Below are 20591 nucleotides of genomic sequence, written 5' to 3'. Positions count from 1 at the left end.
AAAGACTTTTACCGATACCGGAGACATTCCATGAAGCAAGCCTTTTCCCTACGGCCGGCGCGCCGCAAGCTCATGGCCGCAGCCATGCTCGCCCTTGGCGGCGCTATCGTCACCACTGCGCCGCGCGCCTTTGCGCAGGACGGCAGCTACCCGACTCGACCTGTCACGCTGGTGGTCTCGGCCGCGGCTGGCGGCACCACCGATCTGGCGGCACGCATGATTTCGGAGCCGCTGGCCAAGGCGCTGGGCCAGGCCGTCGTGGTGGACAACCGCCCCGGCGGCAACGGCAGCATTGCGGCGCAGGTCGTCGCGCGTGCCAAGCCGGACGGTTACACGCTGCTGGTGCAGTACTCCGGCTTCCACGTTATCACGCCGCTGCTGGTGAAGAACCTGCCGTGGGATCCGGTCAAGGATTTCGCACCGGTCGCCAATCTGTTGTCCGCTCCGCAGGTGCTCGTGGTCCGCCAGGGGCTGCCGGTGAAGTCGCTCAAGGAACTGGTGGCCTATGCCAAGAGCCATCCGGATAAGTTGAACTACGCATCGTCGGGCAACGGTTCATTGCAGCACGTCTCGACGGAGTTGCTGAACCAGATGGCTGGCATCCGCATAACCCACGTGCCGTACAAGGGCACCGGCCCGGCCATGACCGATCTGCTCGGCGGCAATGTGGACCTGACCATGACCACGCCGCCGCCGCTGATGGGCCATATCGCCGCGGGCAAGCTGCGTCCGCTGGTGGTGACCAGCAAGACCCGTCTGCCAAGCCTGAAGGACGTGCCGTCGGCGCCGGAAGCCGGCTATCCCGACCTCGACGTGTCGTCGTGGTTCGCGATGTACGCGCCGGCGGGCACGCCCAAGCCCGTGATCGACAAGCTGGCCGGCGAGATCGAGAAGATCATGCGCACCGATGCGTTCCGCAAGAAAGCCGAGGAGCTGGGTGCCGAGGCTGTCTTCATGGGGCCGCAGCAACTGGCGCAGTATCAGAAGGCAGAACTGGCGCGATGGGGCAAGGTGATCAAGTCCGCGGACATCCACGCCGAATAAGCGCGGACGGCAAGCCGATCGAAAGCAATGGGGCGTATGCTGAAGCCGGCAGCAATCTGGCCGGCTTTAGGTATTCGCACCGATGCGGGTCGGTGAAAGGTCCGCTAGCATCGCACTGGGCCGCAGCGCGGCACGCCGTTTGCAGATCCCAACGGGTAGGAGAATCGAATGTATAACAAGAAATTCTGGAAACAGTTCCTGATCGCGCTGGCGCTGTTTCTGGCCGGGTGGTTCACCTTCGGTCAGGCACAGGCTCAGGGCAAGCCCGAGAAAACCAAGGTGACGATCGCCGTCGGCGGCAAGAACCTTTTCTATTACCTGCCGCTGACCATTGCCGAGCGGCTGGGCTACTTCAAGGAAGAAGGGCTGGACGTCGAGATCGTGGACTTCGCCGGCGGTGCCAAGGCGCTGCAGGCCGTGGTGGGCGGCAGCGCGGACGTGGTGTCCGGCGCGTTCGAACACACCATCGGCTTGCAGGCCAAGGGGCAGCGCTACCAGGAGTTCGTGCTGCAGGGCAGGGCGCCGCAAATCGTGCTGGTGGTCTCGAACAAGACCATGCCGGGGTTCAAATCGATCGCCGACCTGAAGGGCAAGAAGATCGGCGTGACCGCGCCGGGCTCGTCGACGAATATGATGGCGAACTTCGTGCTGGCCAAGGCCGGGCTCAAGCCGTCCGACGTGTCGTTCATCGGCGTGGGCGCGAGCGCCGGCGCGGTGGCTGCGATGCGTTCGGGCCAGATCGACGCCATGGCCAACCTGGATCCGGTGATCTCGATGCTGACGCAGAAGAACGAGGTCCGCATCGCTTCGGATACCCGCACGCTCAAGGACACGCAGACTGTGTTCGGCGGCAATATGCCGTCGGGCTGCCTGTACGCGTCGGCAGCGTTCATCCAGCAGAACCCCAACACCACCCAGGCACTGACCAACGCGATGGTCCGCGCACTGAAGTGGCTGCAGAAGGCTGGCCCGTCCGACATCGTCAAGACCGTGCCCGAAAGCTACCTGCTCGGCGATCGCGCGCTGTACCTGGCTGCGTGGGACAAGGTCAAGGAAGCGATCTCGCCGGACGGCATGATGCCGGCCGATGGTCCGCGCACCGCGCTGAGCATGCTGCAGCAATTTGACGCCGAGCTGAAGGGCAAGTCCGTCAAGCTCGAAGACACGTACACCAACGCGTTCGTGCAGAAGGCCAACGCGAAGTACAAGTAAGCCTGCGCCGCGTGCGTCCCGGGCCCGCTGCTGTGTGCAGCCGGCCTTTGCATTGCGGGGCCGGCGGCCATCATCACCCTCGATGCGCGCCATGGCGCGGCGAACGAGACGGTTTCCCATGAGCATTCCCGCACTTTCCCTCGACAAGGTCACCTGCACCTTTGTCTCGCGCGACGACCGCAGCCAGCGCTATACGGCGGTCAAGGACGTTACCCTGGCCATCCAGCCGGGCGAGTTTCTATCGGTGGTCGGCCCGACCGGCTGCGGCAAATCCACGCTGCTCAATGTCGGCGCCGGGCTACTGGAGCCGTCGAGCGGCGAGGTCCGCGTGTTCGGTGAGCCGCTGCGCGGCATCAACCAACGCGCCGGCTACATGTTCCAGGCCGAGGCGCTGATGCCATGGCGCAGCGCTCTAGACAACGTCGTGGCCGGTCTCGAATTCCGCGGCGTGCCGCGCGCCGAGGCCGTGAAGCAAGGTGAGGAGTGGCTGCGTCGCGTAGGCCTGGGCGGCTTCGGCGACCGCTATCCGCACCAGCTTTCGGGCGGCATGCGCAAGCGCGTGAGCCTGGCGCAGACGCTGGTGCTGGATCCGGACATCATTCTCATGGACGAGCCGTTCTCCGCGCTCGATATCCAGACGCGCCAGCTGATGGAGAACGAGGTGCTGGACCTGTGGGCCGCCAAGCGCAAGGCTGTGCTGTTCATCACGCACGACCTTGATGAGGCGATCGCCATGAGCGACCGCGTGGTGGTGCTGTCGGCAGGGCCGGGCACGCATCCGATCGGCGAGTTCGCGATCGATTTGCCGCGCCCGCGCGACGTAGCCGAGATCCGCAACCATCCGCGCTTCGTCGAACTGCACGCCGCGATCTGGGACGTGCTGCGCGAAGAGGTCCTGAAGGGCTATGCGCAGCAGCGCAACGCGGCCTGATTGCTGCGTTCAACCTGACATCGAATCCGAATTTCCATGGCATTCCGTCCTGACTCCAAGGGCATGCTGCGCGTCTGGCAGCTGCTCGTCCTCGTGGTGATCCTCGGCGTGTGGCACTTTGCCACGCGGTCGCAGGAGGTCGCCTTCTTCTTTGGCGAGCCGCTGATGGTGGCGCAGCGCATCTGGAACTGGTTCATCGTCGAGCGCGATATCTACCTGCATCTCGGCGTGACGCTGCTGGAGACGGTGCTGGCTTTCGGCATCGGCACCGTGGCCGGCCTGGGTGTCGGCCTCTGGCTCGCGCTGAGCCCGCTGACGTCGGCGATCCTCGACCCCTACGTGAAGGCGATGAACTCGATGCCGCGCGTGATCCTGGCGCCGATCTTCGCGGTGTGGTTCGGGCTGGGCATCTGGTCCAAGGTGGCGCTGGCCGTGACGCTGGTGTTCTTCATCGTGTTCTTCAACGTCTACCAGGGCGTGAAGGAAGTCAGCCCGGTGGTGCTGGCCAATGCGCGCATGCTCGGCGCCAATCGCCAGCAACTGCTGCGCCATGTCTATCTGCCGAGCGCGACGAGCTGGGTGTTTTCGTCGCTGCATACGTCGGTCGGCCTGGCCTTTGTCGGCGCGGTGGTCGGTGAATACCTGGGCTCCGCGCGCGGCGTGGGCTACCTGATTCTTCAGGCCGAGGGCACATTCGACATCAACACCGTGTTCGCGGGCATCGTGGTCCTGACGGCGTTTGCGCTGGTGCTGGACTGGATGGTCGGCGCCGGTGAAAAGCGGCTGATGAAATGGCAGCCGAAGACCGGCGAGACCGAGAAGCTCTGAAGATGGACTAGGCCTGCGGCTCGCCACCCGGCGCGGGAAAGCGCACCGTCACGGTGAGCCCGCCGCCGGGCGTGTCGTCGAGGCCGGCAGTGGCCTGATGCAGCCTGGCGATCTCCCTGACAATCGGCAGACCTAGCCCGGTGCCTTCCACGCCTTGGCCGCTTTCGCCACGGTAGAAGCGTCGGAAAACGTCTTCGCGTTCGGCGGAGGCAATGCCGGGACCGTCGTCGATCACCTGCAGCTGGGCGGTGCCGTCCGCTTCCTGCGCCACCCGAACCGTGACAGTCGATCCGTCGCCCGCATAGCGGATCGCGTTGTCGATCAGGTTGCCGGTAAGTTCCTGCAGCAGTTCCATCTGCCCCTGCACCGTGACGGTGTCATCGCCTTCAAATCCCAGGTCCACGCCATGCCGGCGTGCGACCGACACCCATTCCAGTGCCACCGCTCGCGCAGCGGCATCGAGCGGCACGTCGCGCAGCGTGGGCGCGTAGCCGCTGTCCGGATCGAGCCTGGACAGCGACAGCAATTGCTGCACCCCCTTGGCTGCATGGCGCACGGTGCCGTGCAGCAGGCGCATGTGTTCGCGCACGCGCTCGCCATCGGGCTCGCGCAACGCCAGTTCGGATTCGGCCTGGATCACGGCGAGCGGCGTCTTGAGCTGATGCGCGGCATCGGCGAAGAAGCGCTTGCGTGCCTGCAGCATGCGGTGCAGGCGATCCACGTACTGGTTCAGCGCGCGCACCAGCGGCTTCATTTCGGACGGCAGGTCACGATGCTCGATCGGGTCGAGCTGGCTCGCGCTGCGCGCCGCCACCGTATCCGACAAGCGATGCAGTGGCCGCAGCCCGCGGCGCACGCCCAGCCAGACGATGCCGAGCGCCAGCGCTACCAGCACCAGTTCCTGCAGCAGCGAGCCCACCAGGATCTCGCGCGCCAACGCCTGGCGCGGTTCGATGGTTTCGCCCACCACGACCCACACCAGCTGGCTGCGGGCCGAGCCCACGTCATGGATTGGCAGCGCCTGCGCGGCCATGCGCAATGGCTGTTCGCGAAACACCGTGTCGTAGAACACGGTTCGGTAGAGCGGCGGGCGCGTGCCGGGCGGTCCCGGCAGATCGGTGTAGCCGGTGACCGTCTCGCCGTGCTCGTCGCGCACCTGATAGAAGACGTGGGGGCCTGCCTTGTCGTCGAACAGTTCGAGTGCCAGGTTCGGCACGTCGATCTCGAGCCGGCCGTCGCGCAGGGCAATGCCCTCGCGCATGGCGCGCAGCGATGCCTCGAGCGTGCGGTCGAACGCCGTGTGCGCAGCCGACATGGCGCGCTCATAGGTCAGCCAGGCATCGAGCGCCAGCAATCCCAGCAGCGGCAGTAGCAGCCACAGCGACAGTTGCAGGCGCAGGCTCGGTGTCCTGCCCCACATGTTCATGGCGCAGGCTGTGGCCGCGCTTCGATCAGATAGCCGAGCCCACGCAGCGTGACGATCGCCACGCCGCTGCCATCGAGCTTCTTGCGCAGGCGGTGGATGTAGATCTCGATGGCATCCGGATTGACCGACTCGTCAATGCCGAAGATCTTCTCGGAGAGGGCTGACTTGTTGACGGCCTTGCCATTACGCAGCAACAGCACTTCGAGCACCGATCGCTCGCGCCGCGTGAGTTGCAGCAGTTCGCCGTCGATCGTGAACGCGCGGCTCACGCTGTCGTAGTGCAGCGGGCCGCAGCTCAGCTGTGTGGATTCATGGCCGTGGCTGCGGCGGATCAGCGCGCGTGCGCGCGCTTCTAGCTCGGAAAGGTCAAAGGGCTTGGCCAGGTAGTCGTCGGCGCCCAGGTCCAGACCGCGCACGCGGTCCTCCACCGAGCCATGCGCGGTCAGGATGAGCACAGGCATGCGGTTGCGGCGTTGGCGCAGCCGGCGCAGCACTTCAAGACCGTCCAGCCGTGGCAAGCCGAGATCGAGGATCAGCAACGCATAGTCCTGCGTGGCCAGCAGGTGGTCGGCGCTACGGCCGTCGTGCATGCAGTCGACGGTGAATCCGGCCTGGGTCATGGCCTGGGTCAACGAGTTGGCCAGCATCAGGTTGTCTTCGGCAAGCAGGATACGCATCGGGGTAATTCAAAGCGGCAAGGCAGGCAGCGCTGCGGGACGGGCAAGGCGGCGCTTGCTGCACCGGCCCAATAGCCGTGCGCCCAGGCGTGCATGTCCGTGTCCCGCCACGGCGCACAGCCCGGGGGCAATTCAATGGATGGAATGGCCCAGACAGATACAGCCAAGTGCACGGTCTTTGAAACTAGGGAAACTCCCAACCCCGGGTTGGTGCATCACGCGCCAATCCGTCTTCGCACGAAAGCGAACTGAAAGTGCCGGTCCCCTACGATGCCGCTCATTCGAGTGTTCCACCGCCAGCGGATGGAGCGCCATAACGACCAGGGGACAGGTTGTGGTGGGTGTGCCGGCATGCGGTCGTGCCGGTACTGCGGCCGACGCGGGGCGGCCGTCATGCCACCGCGATTCGCCGCCGGCTTTACCGGCGGGCACGATCCTCAGGCGAACGCGATGGCTGTTACCACAAACCACAACAAGCAAAGCAAGGAGAGAAGAATGAAACGTACGGCACTGGCTCTGGCCTGCATCGGTCTGACGGGCACCGGTTCGGTCTGCGCCCAGTCGAGCGTGACCATGTATGGCCTGGTCGACGCGGGGGTCGAGTATGTCAACCATGCCGGGCCCAATGGCTCAGTGGTCAAGCTGACCTCGGGCGGGCGCAATACCTCGCGCTGGGGCATGCGCGGCGTCGAGGATCTCGGCGGCGGCCTGAAGGCGGTGTTCAACCTGGAAAGCGGCATTGCCATCGACACCGGCAATCTCGATACGAGCGGCACGCTGTTCGATCGCCGCGCCACGGTCGGCCTCAGCAGCAACTATGGCCAGGTGGTCATGGGCCGCACGTTCACCACGACGTACGACTTCATGCTGCCGTTCGACCCGATGGGCTACGCGCCGAACTATTCGTGGGCGACGTCGTCCACGGCGACCGGCGGTCGCAAGGACGGCCTGTTCTCGCGTGCATCGAATGCCGTCCGCTATGACGGTAAGTTTGGCGGCCTGAAGCTGGGCGCGACCGCGGCCATGGGGGAAGTGGCGGGCGACTTCAAGACCGCGTCCAAGTATGCCCTCGGCGTCGGCTACAACGCGGGCAAGTTCGCCGCCGCGGCGACCTGGGATCGCCAGAACGGGGCTGGCAGCAGCACCACGCCGGCCGATACCACGGACTATATCCAGGGCATCCACGCGGGCGCGAGCTATGACTTCGGCAGCCTGTCGCTGTTTGCCGGCTACCGCAACTACAAGCGCACGCTGACCACCGGCGCGGCGTCGGAGCGCAGCGATATGTACTGGGGCGGCGCAAGCTATGACTTCACGCCGGCGTTCACGCTGTACGGCGCGGTCTACAAGCAGAACATCAAGGGCGGTAACGACGCCGATCCGATCCTGTTCTCGCTGCGCGCGCAGTACTCGTTCTCGAAGCGCACGCTGGCCTATCTGTCGGCCGGCTATGCCAAGGCCCGCAACGGCCAGAACGTCAGCCTGTCGCGCGATTTCGTGGGGTACGCCAACAGCCAGACCGGCGTGATGGCCGGCCTGCAGCACCGCTTCTGATCAGAGAGTGTCATGTCGAGTCAGCGACTGTTGGAGTGGCTGACCTGATTGGGAACTGTCTTCCGCTGCCAGTAGGGGTGTGCGTGAAGGTGGAAGACAGCTTGGGGCGTCTTGCCCCAGCAGGGGATGCAGAGCGTTGCCGCACGCTCTGCGTCCTTATTTTTTGTGGCGCCTGTTCAGGGAACGATCACCACCTTGCCGGTCACCTTGCGCGCTTCCATGTCCTTGAGCGCCTGCGGAGCCTGCTCCAGCGGGTAGCGCGCGGAGATGTGCGGGCGCAGCTTGCCTTCCTTCATCCAGCCAAGCATTTGCGCCATATTGGCCTGGTTCGCACGCGGTTCGCGCCGCACGAAATCGCCCCAGAACACGCCCACGAGCGAAGCCCCCTTGAGCAGCGCCAGGTTCAGCGGAATCTTCGGGATCTCGCCATTGGCGAAGCCCACCACCAGATAGCGGCCCCGCCATGCGATCGAGCGGAACGCCGGTTCGGCATAGACGCCACCCACAGGGTCGTAGATCACGTCCGGACCGTTGCCATCGGTCAGCGCCTTGACGCGTTCGCGCAGGTCTTCGGTGCTGTAGTTGATCAGCGCATCGGCGCCGTGTTCCTTGCAAACTGCGAGCTTTTCATCGGTCGACGCCGCCGCGATGACGCGCGCGCCGATGGCCTTGCCGATTTCAATCGCGGCAAGCCCCACGCCGCCAGCTGCGCCGAGCACCAGCATGGTCTGTCCGGCCTTGAGTTCGCCACGGTCGACGACGGCGTGGTGCGAGGTGCCGTAGGTAAGGGTGAATGCTGCCGCGGTTTCGTAATCCACGCCGGGCGGCATGGGCACGACCTTGTTGGCCGGCGCCTTCACGTGCGAAGCGAATGCGCCGTTGCCGAGATACGCAATGACGTTGTCGCCGGGCTTGACGTGCGTGACGCCCGCGCCAACGGCAGTCACGATGCCCGCCAGTTCCGAGCCCGGCGTGAACGGCAGTTCCGGCTTGGCCTGGTATTTGTTCTGGATGATGAGCACATCCGGGAAATTCACGCCGGCGGCCTTTACCTCGATGACCACTTCGCCCTGATCCGGCACCGGATCCGGCAGGGTTTCGACGGTCAGGGAATCGGGCGGCCCCCAGGCCTTGCACAGTACGGCTTTCATCATGTCTCCGGTGATATGTATGGGCGGGTAATCGTGCCGTGTGCCGCCGCGCGCGGCGAGACGGCAAGACCAAGTGTAACGCAAATAGCACGATCGTTCTGTTATGGGTTTTCACCCGTTTGCGCGAGTTTGCCGACGCGCCGGCGACGCCTGGCAGAGCGGTTTGGCAGTGCCTTGAGAGGCCGCTTGCACAGTCGTCGTCAGGTACAATCGCGGGATGCACATTCTTCTCGCTAACGACGACGGTTATCTCGCGCCGGGACTGGCCGTCCTGCATGCCGCGCTCGCGCCGCTGGGCCGCATTACGGTGATCGCGCCCGAGCAAAACCACAGCGGTGCTTCTAATTCGCTGACGCTGCAGCGACCGCTTTCGATCTATGAAGCGCGGGAAGGCGTGCAGAAGGGTTTCCGCTTCGTCAACGGCACGCCGACCGACTGCGTGCATATCGCGCTGACCGGCCTGCTCGACGAAAAACCCGACCTGGTGGTGTCCGGCATCAACCAGGGACAGAACATGGGCGAGGACGTGCTGTACTCCGGCACGGTCGCCGCCGCTATCGAAGGCTACCTGCTCGGCATTCCTTCCATTGCTTTCTCGCAGCTGCACAAGGGCTGGGAGCATCTCGACGCCGCCGCCCGCGTGGCGCGCGACATTGTCGAACGCGCGATTGCGACGCCGCCGGTCGAACCGTTCCTGCTGAACGTCAATATCCCGAACCTGCCGTTCGAACACATCAAGGGCTATCGTGCCACGCGGCTCGGCAAGCGGCATCCGTCGCAGCCGGTGATCGCGCAGGTCAATCCGCGCGGCGATCTCAATTACTGGATCGGCGCCGCCGGGGACGCACGCGATGCGAGCGAGGGCACGGATTTCCACGCGACCGCCGAAGGCTATGTTTCGCTGACGCCGTTGCAACTCGACCTCACACATCGTGGCCAGCTCGAGGCGCTTGCCCAGTGGCTGAACTAGCCATTCCCGCCGCAGTGCCTCAGCGCCGATGAGTCCCACACCCCCTCGCAGCAAGTTTCCCCTGCCGCTGGATGCGGTAGTCCAGCGCAAGCCAGCACCGGCGCGTACCGCCGGCATGCCCGCGGTCGGTGCGCCGGGCCCTGCGCAGGCGCAGGCCAAAGCCCGCGACAAGCAGCCGTCGGCGCCCACGGCTGCGGCCAGCGCCGTAGAGGCGCGTGCCTCGGCGGCGACGGCGGGCGGGGGGGGCATGGCATCGGACCGCGCGCGCGGCGCGCTGGCGGCGCGGCTGCGCGCCTCGGGTATCCGCGACGAACGCGTGCTGGCCGCCATTGGCACTGTGCCGCGCCATCTGTTTGTCGAGCCCGGGCTGGCATCGCAGGCGTATGAAGATGCAGCGCTGCCCATCGGCCATCAGCAGACGATCTCGAAGCCTTCCGTGGTGGCGCGCATGATCGAACTGCTGCGCGAGGGCCTTTCGGCGGACACGCCGGTCGAGCGCGTGCTGGAGATCGGCACCGGCTGCGGTTATCAGGCCGCGGTGCTGAGCCTGGTGGCGCGTGAAGTTTTTTCCATCGAGCGCATCCGGCCGTTGCACGAGCAGGCCAAGGCGAACCTGCGGCCGCTGCGTGTGCCGAACCTGCGGCTGCACTATGGCGACGGCAGGCTAGGCCTGCCGCAGGCTGCGCCGTTTTCGGCCATCATCCTTGCCGCCGCCGGCATGGAGGTGCCGCAGGCCCTGCTCGAGCAGCTTGCCATCGGCGGCAGGCTGATCGCGCCCGTGGCGGTGGTTCCGCCAGCGGGCGGATCGGGCCAGACGGTCACGCAGCAGTTGCTGCTGATCGAGCGGCTCAATCGGCATCGTTTTCACCGGACCGCGCTTGAAGCCGTTTTCTTTGTGCCCTTAAAATCGGGCACCATCTGAGTCGAACTATGCACAAGATCGTGAATTCGCAACAATTTGCACGCGCAGGCCAGCTTGTGGCGGCTTCCACGCTGGTGGCGATGCTGGCAGCCTGCGCCAACTCGCCGATGCCGGCACCCGTGGTGGACCGGACTTCCACTGCCGGCACTGCCCCTGCAGCCCCGCTGGAGCCGGCACCCCCTGGGTACTATCGGGTCAAGCGAGGCGATACCCTTTACCGCATCGCGCTCGAGAACGGCCAGTCGTACCGCGATGTCGCGGGCTGGAACAATATCAGCAACGCCAACCAGATCGAGGTCGGCCAGTTGTTGCGTGTCGTGCCGCCAGGCGCCGACGTCAACGCCGGCCAGGGCGTGACCACGACGCCGGTGGCGCCGGGCGCGATCCAGTCGCAGCCGATCGATCAGGCGCGGCCGGCCGGCACGCCGGTGCCGCCGCCTGCAGCCACCACCGCGCCTGCGGCAGGTGCCGCAGCGTCCGCGGGCACGTCAGGCCCGGTTGCGGACACCGCGATGAAACTTGCTTGGCCGGCAACCGGCCAACTGGTCGGTAAATTTGATGACAAGAGCAATAAAGGCATCGATATTGCGGGCAAGAAAGGCGATGCCGTGCTCGCCGCCGACGACGGTCGGGTGATTCACGTTGGCCCCTTGCGCGGCTACGGGAATCTTGTCATCATCAAACACAACGAGACATTTCTTACTGCCTACGGCCACAACGACAAGGTGCTCGTGGCAGAGCAATCAACGGTCCGAAAGGGGCAGAAGATTGCGGAGATGGGCAATAGTGATACCGACCGGGTAAAGCTTCACTTCGAAGTTCGCAAGAACGGAAAGCCGGTTGATCCGATGCGGTATCTGCCACCACAGTGAGGGTTCATGCCACGCCAGAAAACTGTCTCCTCCGGAACCGTCAGCAGGGCTCGCCGTCCCAAGCAGCCGGAAGTGAAGGCTGGTGTGGCCCAAACCGACGATCGCGTTGAACTGGATGCATTCGACAAGGATGTCGGTGCCGACCTGATTCCCCCGACCGACGAGCCGATCTCGACCACGACAACGGTCGGCCTGCGCGAAGCCGATTTGCTCAGCGACGACAACGACCGTCAGCTGCGCGATGATGACGAGGATGAGGCAGAGGAGGAAGAGGAATCCGAAAGCGAGAACGTCGCCGAAGCGGCGCCCGAGCATGACGACTTCCGTACCGTGCTGCATACCGAGCTGGCTGCCGATACGGTCCAGCACTATCTGAATCGCATCAGCATCAAGCCGCTGCTGTCCGCTCCTGAGGAGTTGCATTTCTCGACGCTGGCCAAGGACGGCGATTTTTCCGCGCGGCAGGTCATGATCGAACGCAACCTGCGCCTGGTCGTGAGCATCGCCAAGGGTTATCTCAATCGCGGCGTGCCGCTGCTGGACCTGATCGAGGAAGGCAACCTTGGTCTCATGCACGCGATCGAGAAATTCGATCCGTCACGCGGTTTCCGTTTTTCTACCTACGCGACCTGGTGGATCCGCCAGAGCATCGAGCGCGCCATCATGAACCAGGCGCGCACGGTACGGCTGCCGGTCCACGTGATCCGTGAACTCAACCAGGTGCTGCGCGCCAAGCGGCATCTCGAAAAAGGCGGCACCGACGGCCGCGACGCCAGTCTCGAAGACATTGCCCACCTGCTGGGCAAGACGCCTGACGAGGTGCAGGACGTGCTGGCGCTTAACGAACATACCACCTCGCTCGATACGCCGTTTGACCTGGACCCGGGCTCCAGCCTGCTGGACTTCCTTTCCGACGAGCACAACGCCGCCCCGGACCAGGAAGTCGCGCACCGCGAGCTCGAAGGCCTGATGAAGCTGTGGCTGGCCCGCCTGTCGGAAAAGCACCGCTATGTGGTGGAGCGCCGCTTCGGCCTCAACCATATCGAACCGGCCACGCTTGAAGAGCTGGCCGAAGAGATGGGCCTGACGCGCGAACGCGTGCGCCAGATCCAACAGGAAGCCCTGGTCAAGCTCAAGCGGCATTTCGCATCGCAAGGTGTCAGGAAGGACGCTGTTCTATGACCCCTGTGCTGGTATTCGACATCGAGACCATTCCCGATGTCGACGGCCTGCGCCGTTTGCATGACCATCCCGCATCGATGAGCGACGAGGAAGTCGCCGAGCAAGCGTTCTCAGCCCGCCGCGAAAAGACCGGAAGCGATTTCCTGCCGCACTATCTGCAGCGCGTCGCGGCGATCTCGTGCGTGTTGCGCCGGACGCAGCGCGACGGCTCGGCCGTGTTCCATGTCGGCTCGCTGGGAACGCTCGAGGATGGTGAGGCCACGCTGATCCAGAAGTTCTACGAACTGATTGCGCGCTACAGCCCGCAGCTTGTGTCGTGGAACGGTGGCGGCTTCGACTTGCCCGTGCTGCACTATCGTGGCCTGGTCCATGGCGTGACCGCGCCGCGATACTGGGAAATGGGCGAGGGCCGCGACGACGACAGCCGCGACTTCAAGTGGAACAACTACATCAGCCGCTACCACATGCGGCATCTGGACCTGATGGACCTCCTTGCCATGTACCAGCCGCGCGCAAGCGCGCCGCTGGATGACCTGGCCAAGCTGTGCGGCTTCCCAGGCAAGATGGGGATGGATGGCAGCAAAGTCTGGCAGGCGTACCGGGAAGGTCAGCTCGACGCGATCCGCGCCTATTGCGAGACCGACGTTGTCAACACCTACCTGATGTACTGCCGCTTCCAGCTCATGCGCGGCGGCCTGCTGCCGCGCGAGTTCGATCTCGAGATGGAACTCGTGCAGGAATCGCTGGCCGAGCTGCCAGGCGAGCAGTGGATGGAATACCTGCGTGCATTCCGCCTGAAGCGCCTGACGCCAGAAGACGAAGAGATCGAGTAAGTTGGCGAACGGTCGGCGATCCCGCGGGCCTTTTCATATATCCAGTGACAGCACGATGGGCTGGTGATCCGAGTCCTTCGTCGCTGCATTGACTTCGCAACGCCTGACGCGTTCCGCCAGGTTCTCGGTGACAAAGACGAAATCGCACGCGAAGGGCGGCTCGGGCCATTGCTCCTTGTCGTACATCGCGCAGGTCGGCGCATGCGACTGGCCCGGATGGATGTGCATCCAGGCATCGCGCCACGGCGTGGTGTCGTCGTCGAACGGTTCGAGCATTCGCCGGTAGGCGATGTCGTCGGGCTTGCTGTTAAAGTCGCCGCAAAGGACGGCTTCCGTTGGCCGCACCGCCGGCGTGAATGGCCCCGGCGTCGATTCACTGCGCCCGGGACGCAGCGCATGGCCGCATGCTTCCGCGTGCCAGTCTCGCAGGGCGTTTGCCTGGGCGGCGCGCTGATGCGCCGAGTAGTATTCCAGGTGTGTGCAGATGACGCGCAACGGCCGGCTGCCGGCCTGCAGCGTCGCTTCGATCGCGACGCGGGGCATGGACGCTACGTCGGGGTCCGCCGGCCACGGCAGCGCGTGGCGGAAGACTTCATGCACGGGCAGGCGCGTGGCAATCAGGTTGCCGAACTGGCGCGGGCCACCGTCGCTGCCGAAGCGGTCGACGCCCGGCGCGAACAGCAGCCGATAGCCGGGCAACAGCGCGGACAGTTCGGACACCTGGTCTGCCCCGGGCGCGCCGCGCAGCTCGCCGAAGCCGCGTGTGACTTCCTGCAGGCAGATGACGTCGGCATCGGCCATCGCCCGCATGGTGGCCACGCTGCGGGACAGGTCCACGCGTCCGTCAGCGCCGCGGCCCCATTGAATGTTCCATGAAATCAGTTCCATTGCATCACTCCTTTGCGCGATGCGGCACCATTACCCGGGCGTCGGAGCGCGCGTCTGGACTACAATCGCGCTTTCGCAAAACAATACGTCAGGTTTCGTCTGGTGTCCCAAGCCGTGTCCTCCCCACAAGAAATGCCGGCAGCGCCGCGTGCGGCATCTGCCTCTCCGGCTGCCGTCGCGCCCGGTTCCGATCCCGTGGTTTCCATTGACAGCCTCGACATGGAGGCGCGCGGCGTCGGGCGCCTGGTCAATGAAGACGGCACTCCCGGCAAGGTCATCTTCGTCGAAGGTGCGTTGCCCGGCGAAACCGTGAGCTACAAGAGCTTCCGCCGCAAGCCGAGCTACGAACAGGCCCATCTGCTGGAAGTGCGTCGAGAATCGGTGATGCGTGTCAAGCCAGGTTGCAAGCACTTTGGCGTGTGCGGCGGATGCTCGATGCAGCACCTGGACTCGCGCGCGCAGCTTGCGATCAAGCAGCGGGTACTCGAAGACAACCTCTGGCACCTGTCGAAGGTTCGTCCGGAAGTGATGTTCCGGCCGATCGCCGGGCCGGACTGGGGCTATCGCTACCGCGCACGGCTGACGGTGCGGTATGTGGCTAAGAAGGGTGGGGTACTGGTGGGTTTCCACGAGCGCAAGAGCAGCTACGTGGCGGACATGACAAGCTGCGAGATCCTTCCGCCACATATCTCGGCGATGCTGGTGCCGTTGCGCGAACTGGTGACGGGCTTGTCCATTCGCGACCGCATGCCGCAGATCGAACTGGCGGTGGGCCATGAGGTTACGGCGCTGGTGCTGCGCATCCTCGAACCGCTGACCGACGCGGACAAGGACCTGCTGCGCGCCTTCGCGGACCAGCACAATGTCCAGTTCTGGCTCCAGCCCAAAGGCCCGGATACCGTTGTGCCGTTCTATCCGCTCGACCGTGAGCTGGCCTATACGCTGCCCGAGTTCGGCATCCGTATGCCGTTCAAGCCGACCGACTTCACGCAGGTCAACCACCACATCAACAGGGTACTGATCGGCCGCGCACTGCGCCTGCTGGACGTCCAGCCCCAAGACCGCCTGCTCGACCTGTTCTGCGGCATCGGCAACTTCACGCTGCCACTCGCCACGCAGGGCCGCTCGGTCATGGGCATTGAAGGCAGCGAGGCGCTGACGACCCGGGCGCTGGCGAATGCCGGCTACAACGGCCTGGCGGAAAAGACGGAATTCGCCTGCCGCAACCTGTTCGAAGTGACCGCCGAAGATATCGCCGCGCTGGGCCGCTTCGATCGCTGGTTGATCGACCCGCCGCGCGAAGGTGCGCTGGCGGTGTGCAAGGCGCTGGGCGAGCTGTCGCAGCAGGGCAGCGACGTGCTGCCGCAACGCATCGTCTATGTGTCGTGCAGCCCGGCAACACTGGCGCGCGACGCGGGCCTGCTGGTGCATGAGGCCGGGTATCGCCTGGCAGGGGCGGGCGTCGTGAACATGTTCCCGCATACGTCGCACGTCGAATCGATTGCCGTCTTCGAGCGGCGTTGAGCGCGCGACAACGCTAGCGCCCAATGAAAAACGCCGGCCAAGTGGCCGGCGTTCTTGTTTTACGCAGGACTGCGTCAGTCGCGGCTGCCGCCGAAGATGCCCAGCAGGGCCAGCAGGTTCGTGAAAACGTTGTAGACGTCGAGGTAGATCGCCAGCGTGGCCGTGATGTAGTTGGTTTCGCCGCCATTTACCACGCGCTGCACATCGAACAGGATGTACGCCGAGAAAATGCCGATGGCGATCACCGACACCGTGATCATCAGCGACGGAAGTTGCAGCCAGATATTGGCCACGCTCGCCAGAATCAGCAGAATCAGGCCGACGAACAGGAACTTGCTGAGGCCCGAGAAATCACGCTTGCTGACCGTCGCAATGGTAGCCATGGCGCCAAACACCGCCGCTGTGCCGCCAAAGGCATACATGATCAGCGCCGGCCCATTCGAGAACTGCAGCACCGCGCCGATCAGGCGCGACAGCATCAGGCCCATGAAGAACGTGAAGGCGAGCAGCAGGACCACGCCCATGCTGCTGTTCTTGGTCTTCTCGATGCCGTAGAAGAACGCGAATGCGATGCCGAGGAACAGGATCAGCGACAAGCCGGGGCTGCCGGCCATGAAGCTGAAGCCCGTGGCCACGCCGATCCATGCGCCGAGCACGGTCGGGATCATCGAAATGGCGAGCAGCCAGTAGGTGTTGCGCAATACCCGATTACGCACGACGACATCGCTGACCGTCGACGCATTGCCGAAACCGTAGGTGTTCAGCTTGTTATCCATGGTGACTCCTGTTTCTGAATGGTGAGGCGCCGGAGCGACCCGGAGCGACGCAACGCCAATGTGGCACCGCGTCTGCGGAATTGCAAGAGGATTAAAGTGTCACATTGGTCACTTCCATGCGGTAAAGGCCAGATTTGTTGCTCACGTTGGACGGTTTTATATGTATTGCGTTCCGTGCATTGTGTGGTCAACGGAAGGTGTCGGTTTCGACGCCCCGGATATGGCGTTTTCCGCTCATGCAGCTGCACTTTCGCGAAAGGCTGGCTGCGCTCGAAACCGTCATCGTCTCGTGCTAGAATTGCACGTTTAATCCATTTGTAACCCCTTCATTTTTCGGAGTTTTTCATGGCGATCGAACGCACCCTGTCGATTATCAAGCCGGATGCCGTGGCCAAGAACGTTATCGGCCAGATCTACGCCCGTTTCGAGGCCGCCGGCCTGAAGATCGTTGCTGCCAAGATGGTGCACCTGTCGCGCGGCGAAGCCGAGCAGTTCTACGCTGTCCACAAGGAGCGTCCGTTCTTCAAGGACCTCGTCGACTTCATGGTTTCCGGCCCGGTCATGATCCAGGCGCTGGAAGGTGAAGGCGCCATCGCCAAGAACCGCGACCTGATGGGCGCCACCGACCCGAAGAAGGCCGACAAGGGCACCATCCGCGCCGACTTCGCCGACAGCATCGACGCGAACGCCGTGCACGGTTCGGACGCTGCTGAAACTGCCGCTGTGGAAATTGCCTTCTTCTTCCCGGGCATGAACGTTTATACCCGTTGATTGTCTGGTCAATTCCAAGACTAGACAGACACGGAAGCTGAGTTTGCCGTCATGAACGATCTCGTCAACCTGCTCGACCTGGATGCGGACGCGCTCACTGCCTATTGCGGCGAGCTCGGCGAGAAGCCGTTTCGTGCGCGGCAGCTGCAACGCTGGATCCACCAGTTCGGTGCCAGCCGTTTCGACGCCATGTCGGACCTCGCCAAGTCGCTGCGCGAAAAGCTCGCGACGCGCGCCGAGATCCGTTCGCCGGCCGCCATCACCGACAACCTGTCGGCTGACGGCACGCGCAAGTGGCTGCTCGATGTCGGTAACGGCAACGCGGTGGAGACGGTGTACATCCCCGAGGAAACGCGCGGCACGCTGTGCGTCTCCTCGCAGGCGGGGTGCGCTGTCAACTGCCGGTTCTGCTCGACCGGCAAGCAGGGTTTCTCGCGCAATCTGACTACGGGCGAAATCATTGGCCAGTTGTGGATGGCGGAATTCGCCATGCGCGAACAGCTGGGCCGTGGGCCCAAGGACGACCGCGTCATCTCCAACGTGGTGATGATGGGTATGGGCGAGCCGCTGCTGAACTACGATGCCGTCGTGCCGGCCATGCGGCTGATGCTCGACGATAACGCGTATGGCCTGTCGCGCCGCCGCGTGACGCTGTCCACTTCCGGCGTGGTGCCGATGATGGACCGTCTGTCGAAAGACCTGCCGGTAGCGCTGGCCGTGTCTCTGCACGCGTCGAACGACGCCCTGCGCGACGTGCTCGTGCCGCTGAACAAGAAGTACCCGCTGGCCGAACTGATGGCGGCATGCCGCCGTTATCTGGAATTCGCCCCGCGCGATTTCATTACTTTCGAATACTGCATGCTCGATGGCGTCAATGACGGCGTCGAACATGCGCGGGAACTGTTGAAGCTTGTGGCCGACGTGCCGTGCAAGTTCAACCTGATCCCGTTCAATCCGTTCCCTGAATCGGGTTTGAAGCGTTCCAACAACGATCAGATCCGGCGCTTTGCGCAGGTACTGATGGATGCGGGCATCGTGACCACGATCCGCAAGACGCGCGGCGACGATATCGACGCGGCATGCGGCCAGCTTGCCGGGGAGGTCAAGGATCGCACCCGGCTTGCCGAGCGGGGCAAGTTCGGCAAGATCACGCCTTTGGTGCCGGTCGCCGCGACTGGCCAAGCCGGGGAGGCTCGCCCTGCATGATCCGTCTGATCGCTGCAGCCCTGTTGGGGCTGCTGATGTTGTCCGCCTGCCAGTTGCCGCCCGCACCGACGCAGGACCTCCAGACTACTTCCGACCAGACCGATGCAAGGCGCCGCGCCAGCATCCGGCTGCAGCTCGCCACCAATTACCTTGAGGCCGGCCAGAATTCGGTCGCACTTGACGAGGTGAAGCAGGCGATTGCCGCCGACCCGGCCATGGCCGACGCCTACCATGTGCGTGCGCTGGTCTACATGGCGATGAACGAGAAGGCGCTGGCCGACGACAGTTTCCGCACCGCGGTCTCCATGCGCGGCAATGACGGTGACCTGCTCAATAACTACGGCTGGTTCCTGTGCCAGGAAGGCCGGTATGGCGAGGCGGTGCCGATGCTCGAACGCGCGGTGTCGGCGCCTTCCGCTGGCGGGCCGGCAAAGCCGCTGATCAGCCTCGGAGCCTGCCAGTTGCGCAATGGCGCCGGCGCGGAAGCCGAGAAGAACCTGAAGGCGGCGCTCGGCTATGACCGGAACAATCCTGTCGCCAACACCAACCTGGCGCTCGTCTATTACCGGCGTGGCGACCTCAGGCAGGCTCAGCAATTTGCCGAGCGTGTCAACAACAGCAAATTCGCAAGCGCGCAATCCCTCTGGCTGGGTGCGCGCATTGCGCGCCGTCAGGGCGACGCGGCGGCGCAGGGTGCCCTGGCGGCACAGCTGCGCCAGCGTTTTCCCGACTCGCGCGAATTGAGCGCGTACGAACAAGGAGCATGGGATGAGTGAGCAAGAGCGCGCCGCAGGCCAGGCCGCATCGACGGGACACGTCGGCGGGGGCGCGACCGATTCAGAACGTGAAGCCGTGGCGCGCGAGATCGGCGCCCTGTTGGCGCAGGCACGGGAATCGCAACGGATGTCCGTCGAGGACGTGAGCGCCCGTCTGAAGGTGGCGGCGCCGAAGCTCGTGGCGATCGAATCCGGCAACGTCGAGGCGCTGCCCGACATCACGTTTGCCAAGGGCGTGATGCGCGCGTACGCACGCATGTTGCACGTGGACATTGACGGCTTGCTTGCGCGTTTCCACCCGCGGCCCGTGCAGGTCACCGAAATGGCGCGCCAGCGCGAAGGCGGTCTCAACGAGACGTTTGACGATCGCAGGCGCTTTGGCAAGCGCGGTGGCGGCGCAGGGGCCGGTGGGCGCTGGGTTTGGCTGGCACTCGTGATTGCCGGCCTGGCGGCAGGCGGCTGGTTCGGGCTCGACCATATGAAACAATGGCTGGAAGCGCGCAACAGCGCCGCTCAGGCCGCGCCAGCCGAAGTGCAGGAACCGGCGGGCCAGGGCGGCGAGCCGGGCACCGTGACGGCTGCACTGCCGCCGGTCATGGCTGCCGCCGACTCTCCGGCTCCGTCCGAGGAATTGCCCGCCAGCGCGCCGGCCGCGAGCGGCGTCGCGGTGCCCGCACAGTCCGCGGCAGCGACCACGGCCGTGCCCGCCGTGGCAACGACGGTCACGCCGGTTGCCAATACGGCGCCTGTTGCAGCGACTCCCGCGGCGCAAGGCGAACTTCAGATCAAGTTCTCCGCCGATACCTGGTACGAGATCCGCGACCGCAACGGCAAGGTTGTCCTCGGCGGTACCGCCAAGGCCGGCCAGGAAGTCGCGGGCGGCGGCACGGCACCGTACAAGGTGACCATCGGCAACGTCAAGGGTGTGGAATCGATGAGCCGGAACGGCACGCCGGTTGACCTGAAGGCGGCGAATCGCAACAACGTGGCGCGGTTGACGCTGCCCTGACGCGGCTCGACACCGTGCATCATTGCGAGGTGGTAACGC

20 protein-coding genes are annotated in these 20591 nt (G+C 64.6%); 15 read left to right on the top strand and 5 right to left on the bottom strand.

The genetic code is table 11. The features are described from left to right. The first annotated feature begins 30 nt into the window (after positions 1–30). The 4 genes from ACIGJG_RS10865 (at position 31) to ACIGJG_RS10850 (ending at position 4015) form a co-directional block, all read left to right on the top strand. The gene (locus ACIGJG_RS10865) at positions 31–1044 is read left to right on the top strand and encodes a Bug family tripartite tricarboxylate transporter substrate binding protein (RefSeq protein ID WP_011298267.1); all 1014 of its coding nucleotides are present in this window, start codon (positions 31–33) and stop codon (positions 1042–1044) included. A 168-nt stretch (positions 1045–1212) separates the two neighbouring features. Then, complete coding sequence (locus ACIGJG_RS10860) at positions 1213–2256, top strand: ABC transporter substrate-binding protein (RefSeq protein WP_011298266.1); 1044 nt, start codon at positions 1213–1215, stop codon at positions 2254–2256. A gap of 118 nt (positions 2257–2374) precedes the next feature. Further along, positions 2375–3187, top strand: coding sequence for an ABC transporter ATP-binding protein (locus ACIGJG_RS10855; protein ID WP_041679646.1), 813 nt, complete (start codon positions 2375–2377; stop codon positions 3185–3187). A 36-nt stretch (positions 3188–3223) separates the two neighbouring features. Next, complete coding sequence (locus ACIGJG_RS10850; RefSeq protein WP_140950595.1) at positions 3224–4015, top strand: ABC transporter permease; 792 nt, start codon at positions 3224–3226, stop codon at positions 4013–4015. Between the two features lie 7 nt (positions 4016–4022). Here ACIGJG_RS10850 and ACIGJG_RS10845 read toward each other — a convergent pair whose 3' ends face one another. Together ACIGJG_RS10845 and ACIGJG_RS10840 are read right to left on the bottom strand one after the other, a co-directional pair. After that, a complete protein-coding gene (locus tag ACIGJG_RS10845) occupies positions 4023–5441 on the bottom strand; it encodes a sensor histidine kinase (RefSeq protein WP_011298263.1) in 1419 nt (472 codons plus the stop codon). Then, entirely contained in the window at positions 5438–6118 is a 681-nt protein-coding gene (locus ACIGJG_RS10840) for a response regulator (RefSeq protein WP_011298262.1), read from the bottom strand. Before ACIGJG_RS10840 ends, ACIGJG_RS10845 begins: the two co-directional genes overlap by 4 nt. A 495-nt stretch (positions 6119–6613) precedes the next feature. On the opposite strand from ACIGJG_RS10840, the gene ACIGJG_RS10835 reads away from it, so the two are divergent. Beyond that, positions 6614–7672 (top strand): porin, encoded by a 1059-nt coding sequence (locus ACIGJG_RS10835; RefSeq protein ID WP_041679645.1) that lies wholly within the window; start codon positions 6614–6616, stop codon positions 7670–7672. Between the two features lie 176 nt (positions 7673–7848). Here ACIGJG_RS10835 and ACIGJG_RS10830 read toward each other — a convergent pair whose 3' ends face one another. After that, positions 7849–8823 (bottom strand): NADPH:quinone oxidoreductase family protein, encoded by a 975-nt coding sequence (locus ACIGJG_RS10830; RefSeq protein ID WP_011298260.1) that lies wholly within the window; start codon positions 8821–8823, stop codon positions 7849–7851. A 217-nt stretch (positions 8824–9040) separates the two neighbouring features. Between ACIGJG_RS10830 and surE the strand changes: the two genes are divergently transcribed. Genes surE through ACIGJG_RS10805 form a run of 5 tightly spaced genes read left to right on the top strand, consistent with a single transcriptional unit; the run spans position 9041 to position 13602 of the window. Beyond that, a complete protein-coding gene (gene surE, locus ACIGJG_RS10825) occupies positions 9041–9793 on the top strand; it encodes a 5'/3'-nucleotidase SurE (protein ID WP_140950594.1) in 753 nt (250 codons plus the stop codon). 28 nt (positions 9794–9821) lie between these two features. Beyond that, positions 9822–10715: a protein-L-isoaspartate(D-aspartate) O-methyltransferase gene (locus ACIGJG_RS10820; RefSeq protein WP_140950593.1), complete on the top strand. Its 894-nt coding sequence runs from the start codon at positions 9822–9824 to the stop codon at positions 10713–10715. An 8-nt stretch (positions 10716–10723) separates the two neighbouring features. Next, positions 10724–11587: a peptidoglycan DD-metalloendopeptidase family protein gene (locus ACIGJG_RS10815; protein WP_140950592.1), complete on the top strand. Its 864-nt coding sequence runs from the start codon at positions 10724–10726 to the stop codon at positions 11585–11587. A 6-nt stretch (positions 11588–11593) separates the two neighbouring features. Next, a complete protein-coding gene (gene rpoS, locus ACIGJG_RS10810; RefSeq protein ID WP_011298256.1) occupies positions 11594–12769 on the top strand; it encodes an RNA polymerase sigma factor RpoS in 1176 nt (391 codons plus the stop codon). Next, complete coding sequence (locus ACIGJG_RS10805) at positions 12766–13602, top strand: 3'-5' exonuclease (RefSeq protein ID WP_011298255.1); 837 nt, start codon at positions 12766–12768, stop codon at positions 13600–13602. Before rpoS ends, ACIGJG_RS10805 begins: the two co-directional genes overlap by 4 nt. A 33-nt stretch (positions 13603–13635) precedes the next feature. Here the strand turns inward: ACIGJG_RS10805 and ACIGJG_RS10800 are convergent, their stop codons facing one another. Continuing rightward, the gene (locus ACIGJG_RS10800; protein WP_011298254.1) at positions 13636–14490 is read right to left on the bottom strand and encodes an endonuclease/exonuclease/phosphatase family protein; all 855 of its coding nucleotides are present in this window, start codon (positions 14488–14490) and stop codon (positions 13636–13638) included. Positions 14491–14622: 132 nt separating this feature from the next. On the opposite strand from ACIGJG_RS10800, the gene rlmD reads away from it, so the two are divergent. After that, positions 14623–16014, top strand: coding sequence for a 23S rRNA (uracil(1939)-C(5))-methyltransferase RlmD (rlmD, locus tag ACIGJG_RS10795; protein ID WP_011298253.1), 1392 nt, complete (start codon positions 14623–14625; stop codon positions 16012–16014). A gap of 74 nt (positions 16015–16088) precedes the next feature. Here the strand turns inward: rlmD and ACIGJG_RS10790 are convergent, their stop codons facing one another. Then, positions 16089–16790 (bottom strand): Bax inhibitor-1/YccA family protein, encoded by a 702-nt coding sequence (locus ACIGJG_RS10790; RefSeq protein WP_011298252.1) that lies wholly within the window; start codon positions 16788–16790, stop codon positions 16089–16091. A gap of 345 nt (positions 16791–17135) precedes the next feature. Between ACIGJG_RS10790 and ndk the strand changes: the two genes are divergently transcribed. Genes ndk through ACIGJG_RS10770 form a run of 4 tightly spaced genes read left to right on the top strand, consistent with a single transcriptional unit; the run spans position 17136 to position 20552 of the window. Further along, a complete protein-coding gene (gene ndk / locus ACIGJG_RS10785) occupies positions 17136–17561 on the top strand; it encodes a nucleoside-diphosphate kinase (RefSeq protein WP_011298251.1) in 426 nt (141 codons plus the stop codon). 51 nt (positions 17562–17612) lie between these two features. Continuing rightward, positions 17613–18767: a dual-specificity RNA methyltransferase RlmN gene (gene rlmN / locus ACIGJG_RS10780; protein WP_011298250.1), complete on the top strand. Its 1155-nt coding sequence runs from the start codon at positions 17613–17615 to the stop codon at positions 18765–18767. After that, the gene (gene pilW / locus ACIGJG_RS10775; RefSeq protein ID WP_011298249.1) at positions 18764–19543 is read left to right on the top strand and encodes a type IV pilus biogenesis/stability protein PilW; all 780 of its coding nucleotides are present in this window, start codon (positions 18764–18766) and stop codon (positions 19541–19543) included. The genes rlmN and pilW overlap by 4 nt, the downstream gene beginning before the upstream one ends. Then, the gene (locus ACIGJG_RS10770; RefSeq protein WP_011298248.1) at positions 19536–20552 is read left to right on the top strand and encodes a RodZ domain-containing protein; all 1017 of its coding nucleotides are present in this window, start codon (positions 19536–19538) and stop codon (positions 20550–20552) included. Before pilW ends, ACIGJG_RS10770 begins: the two co-directional genes overlap by 8 nt. The last annotated feature ends 39 nt before the right edge of the window (positions 20553–20591 follow it).

The sequence above is a fragment of the Cupriavidus sp. C1SS-2L genome, from assembly GCF_057073735.1.
The sequence above is the reverse complement of the archived record's forward strand: the minus strand, read 5'-3'. Positions and strand labels throughout refer to the sequence as shown.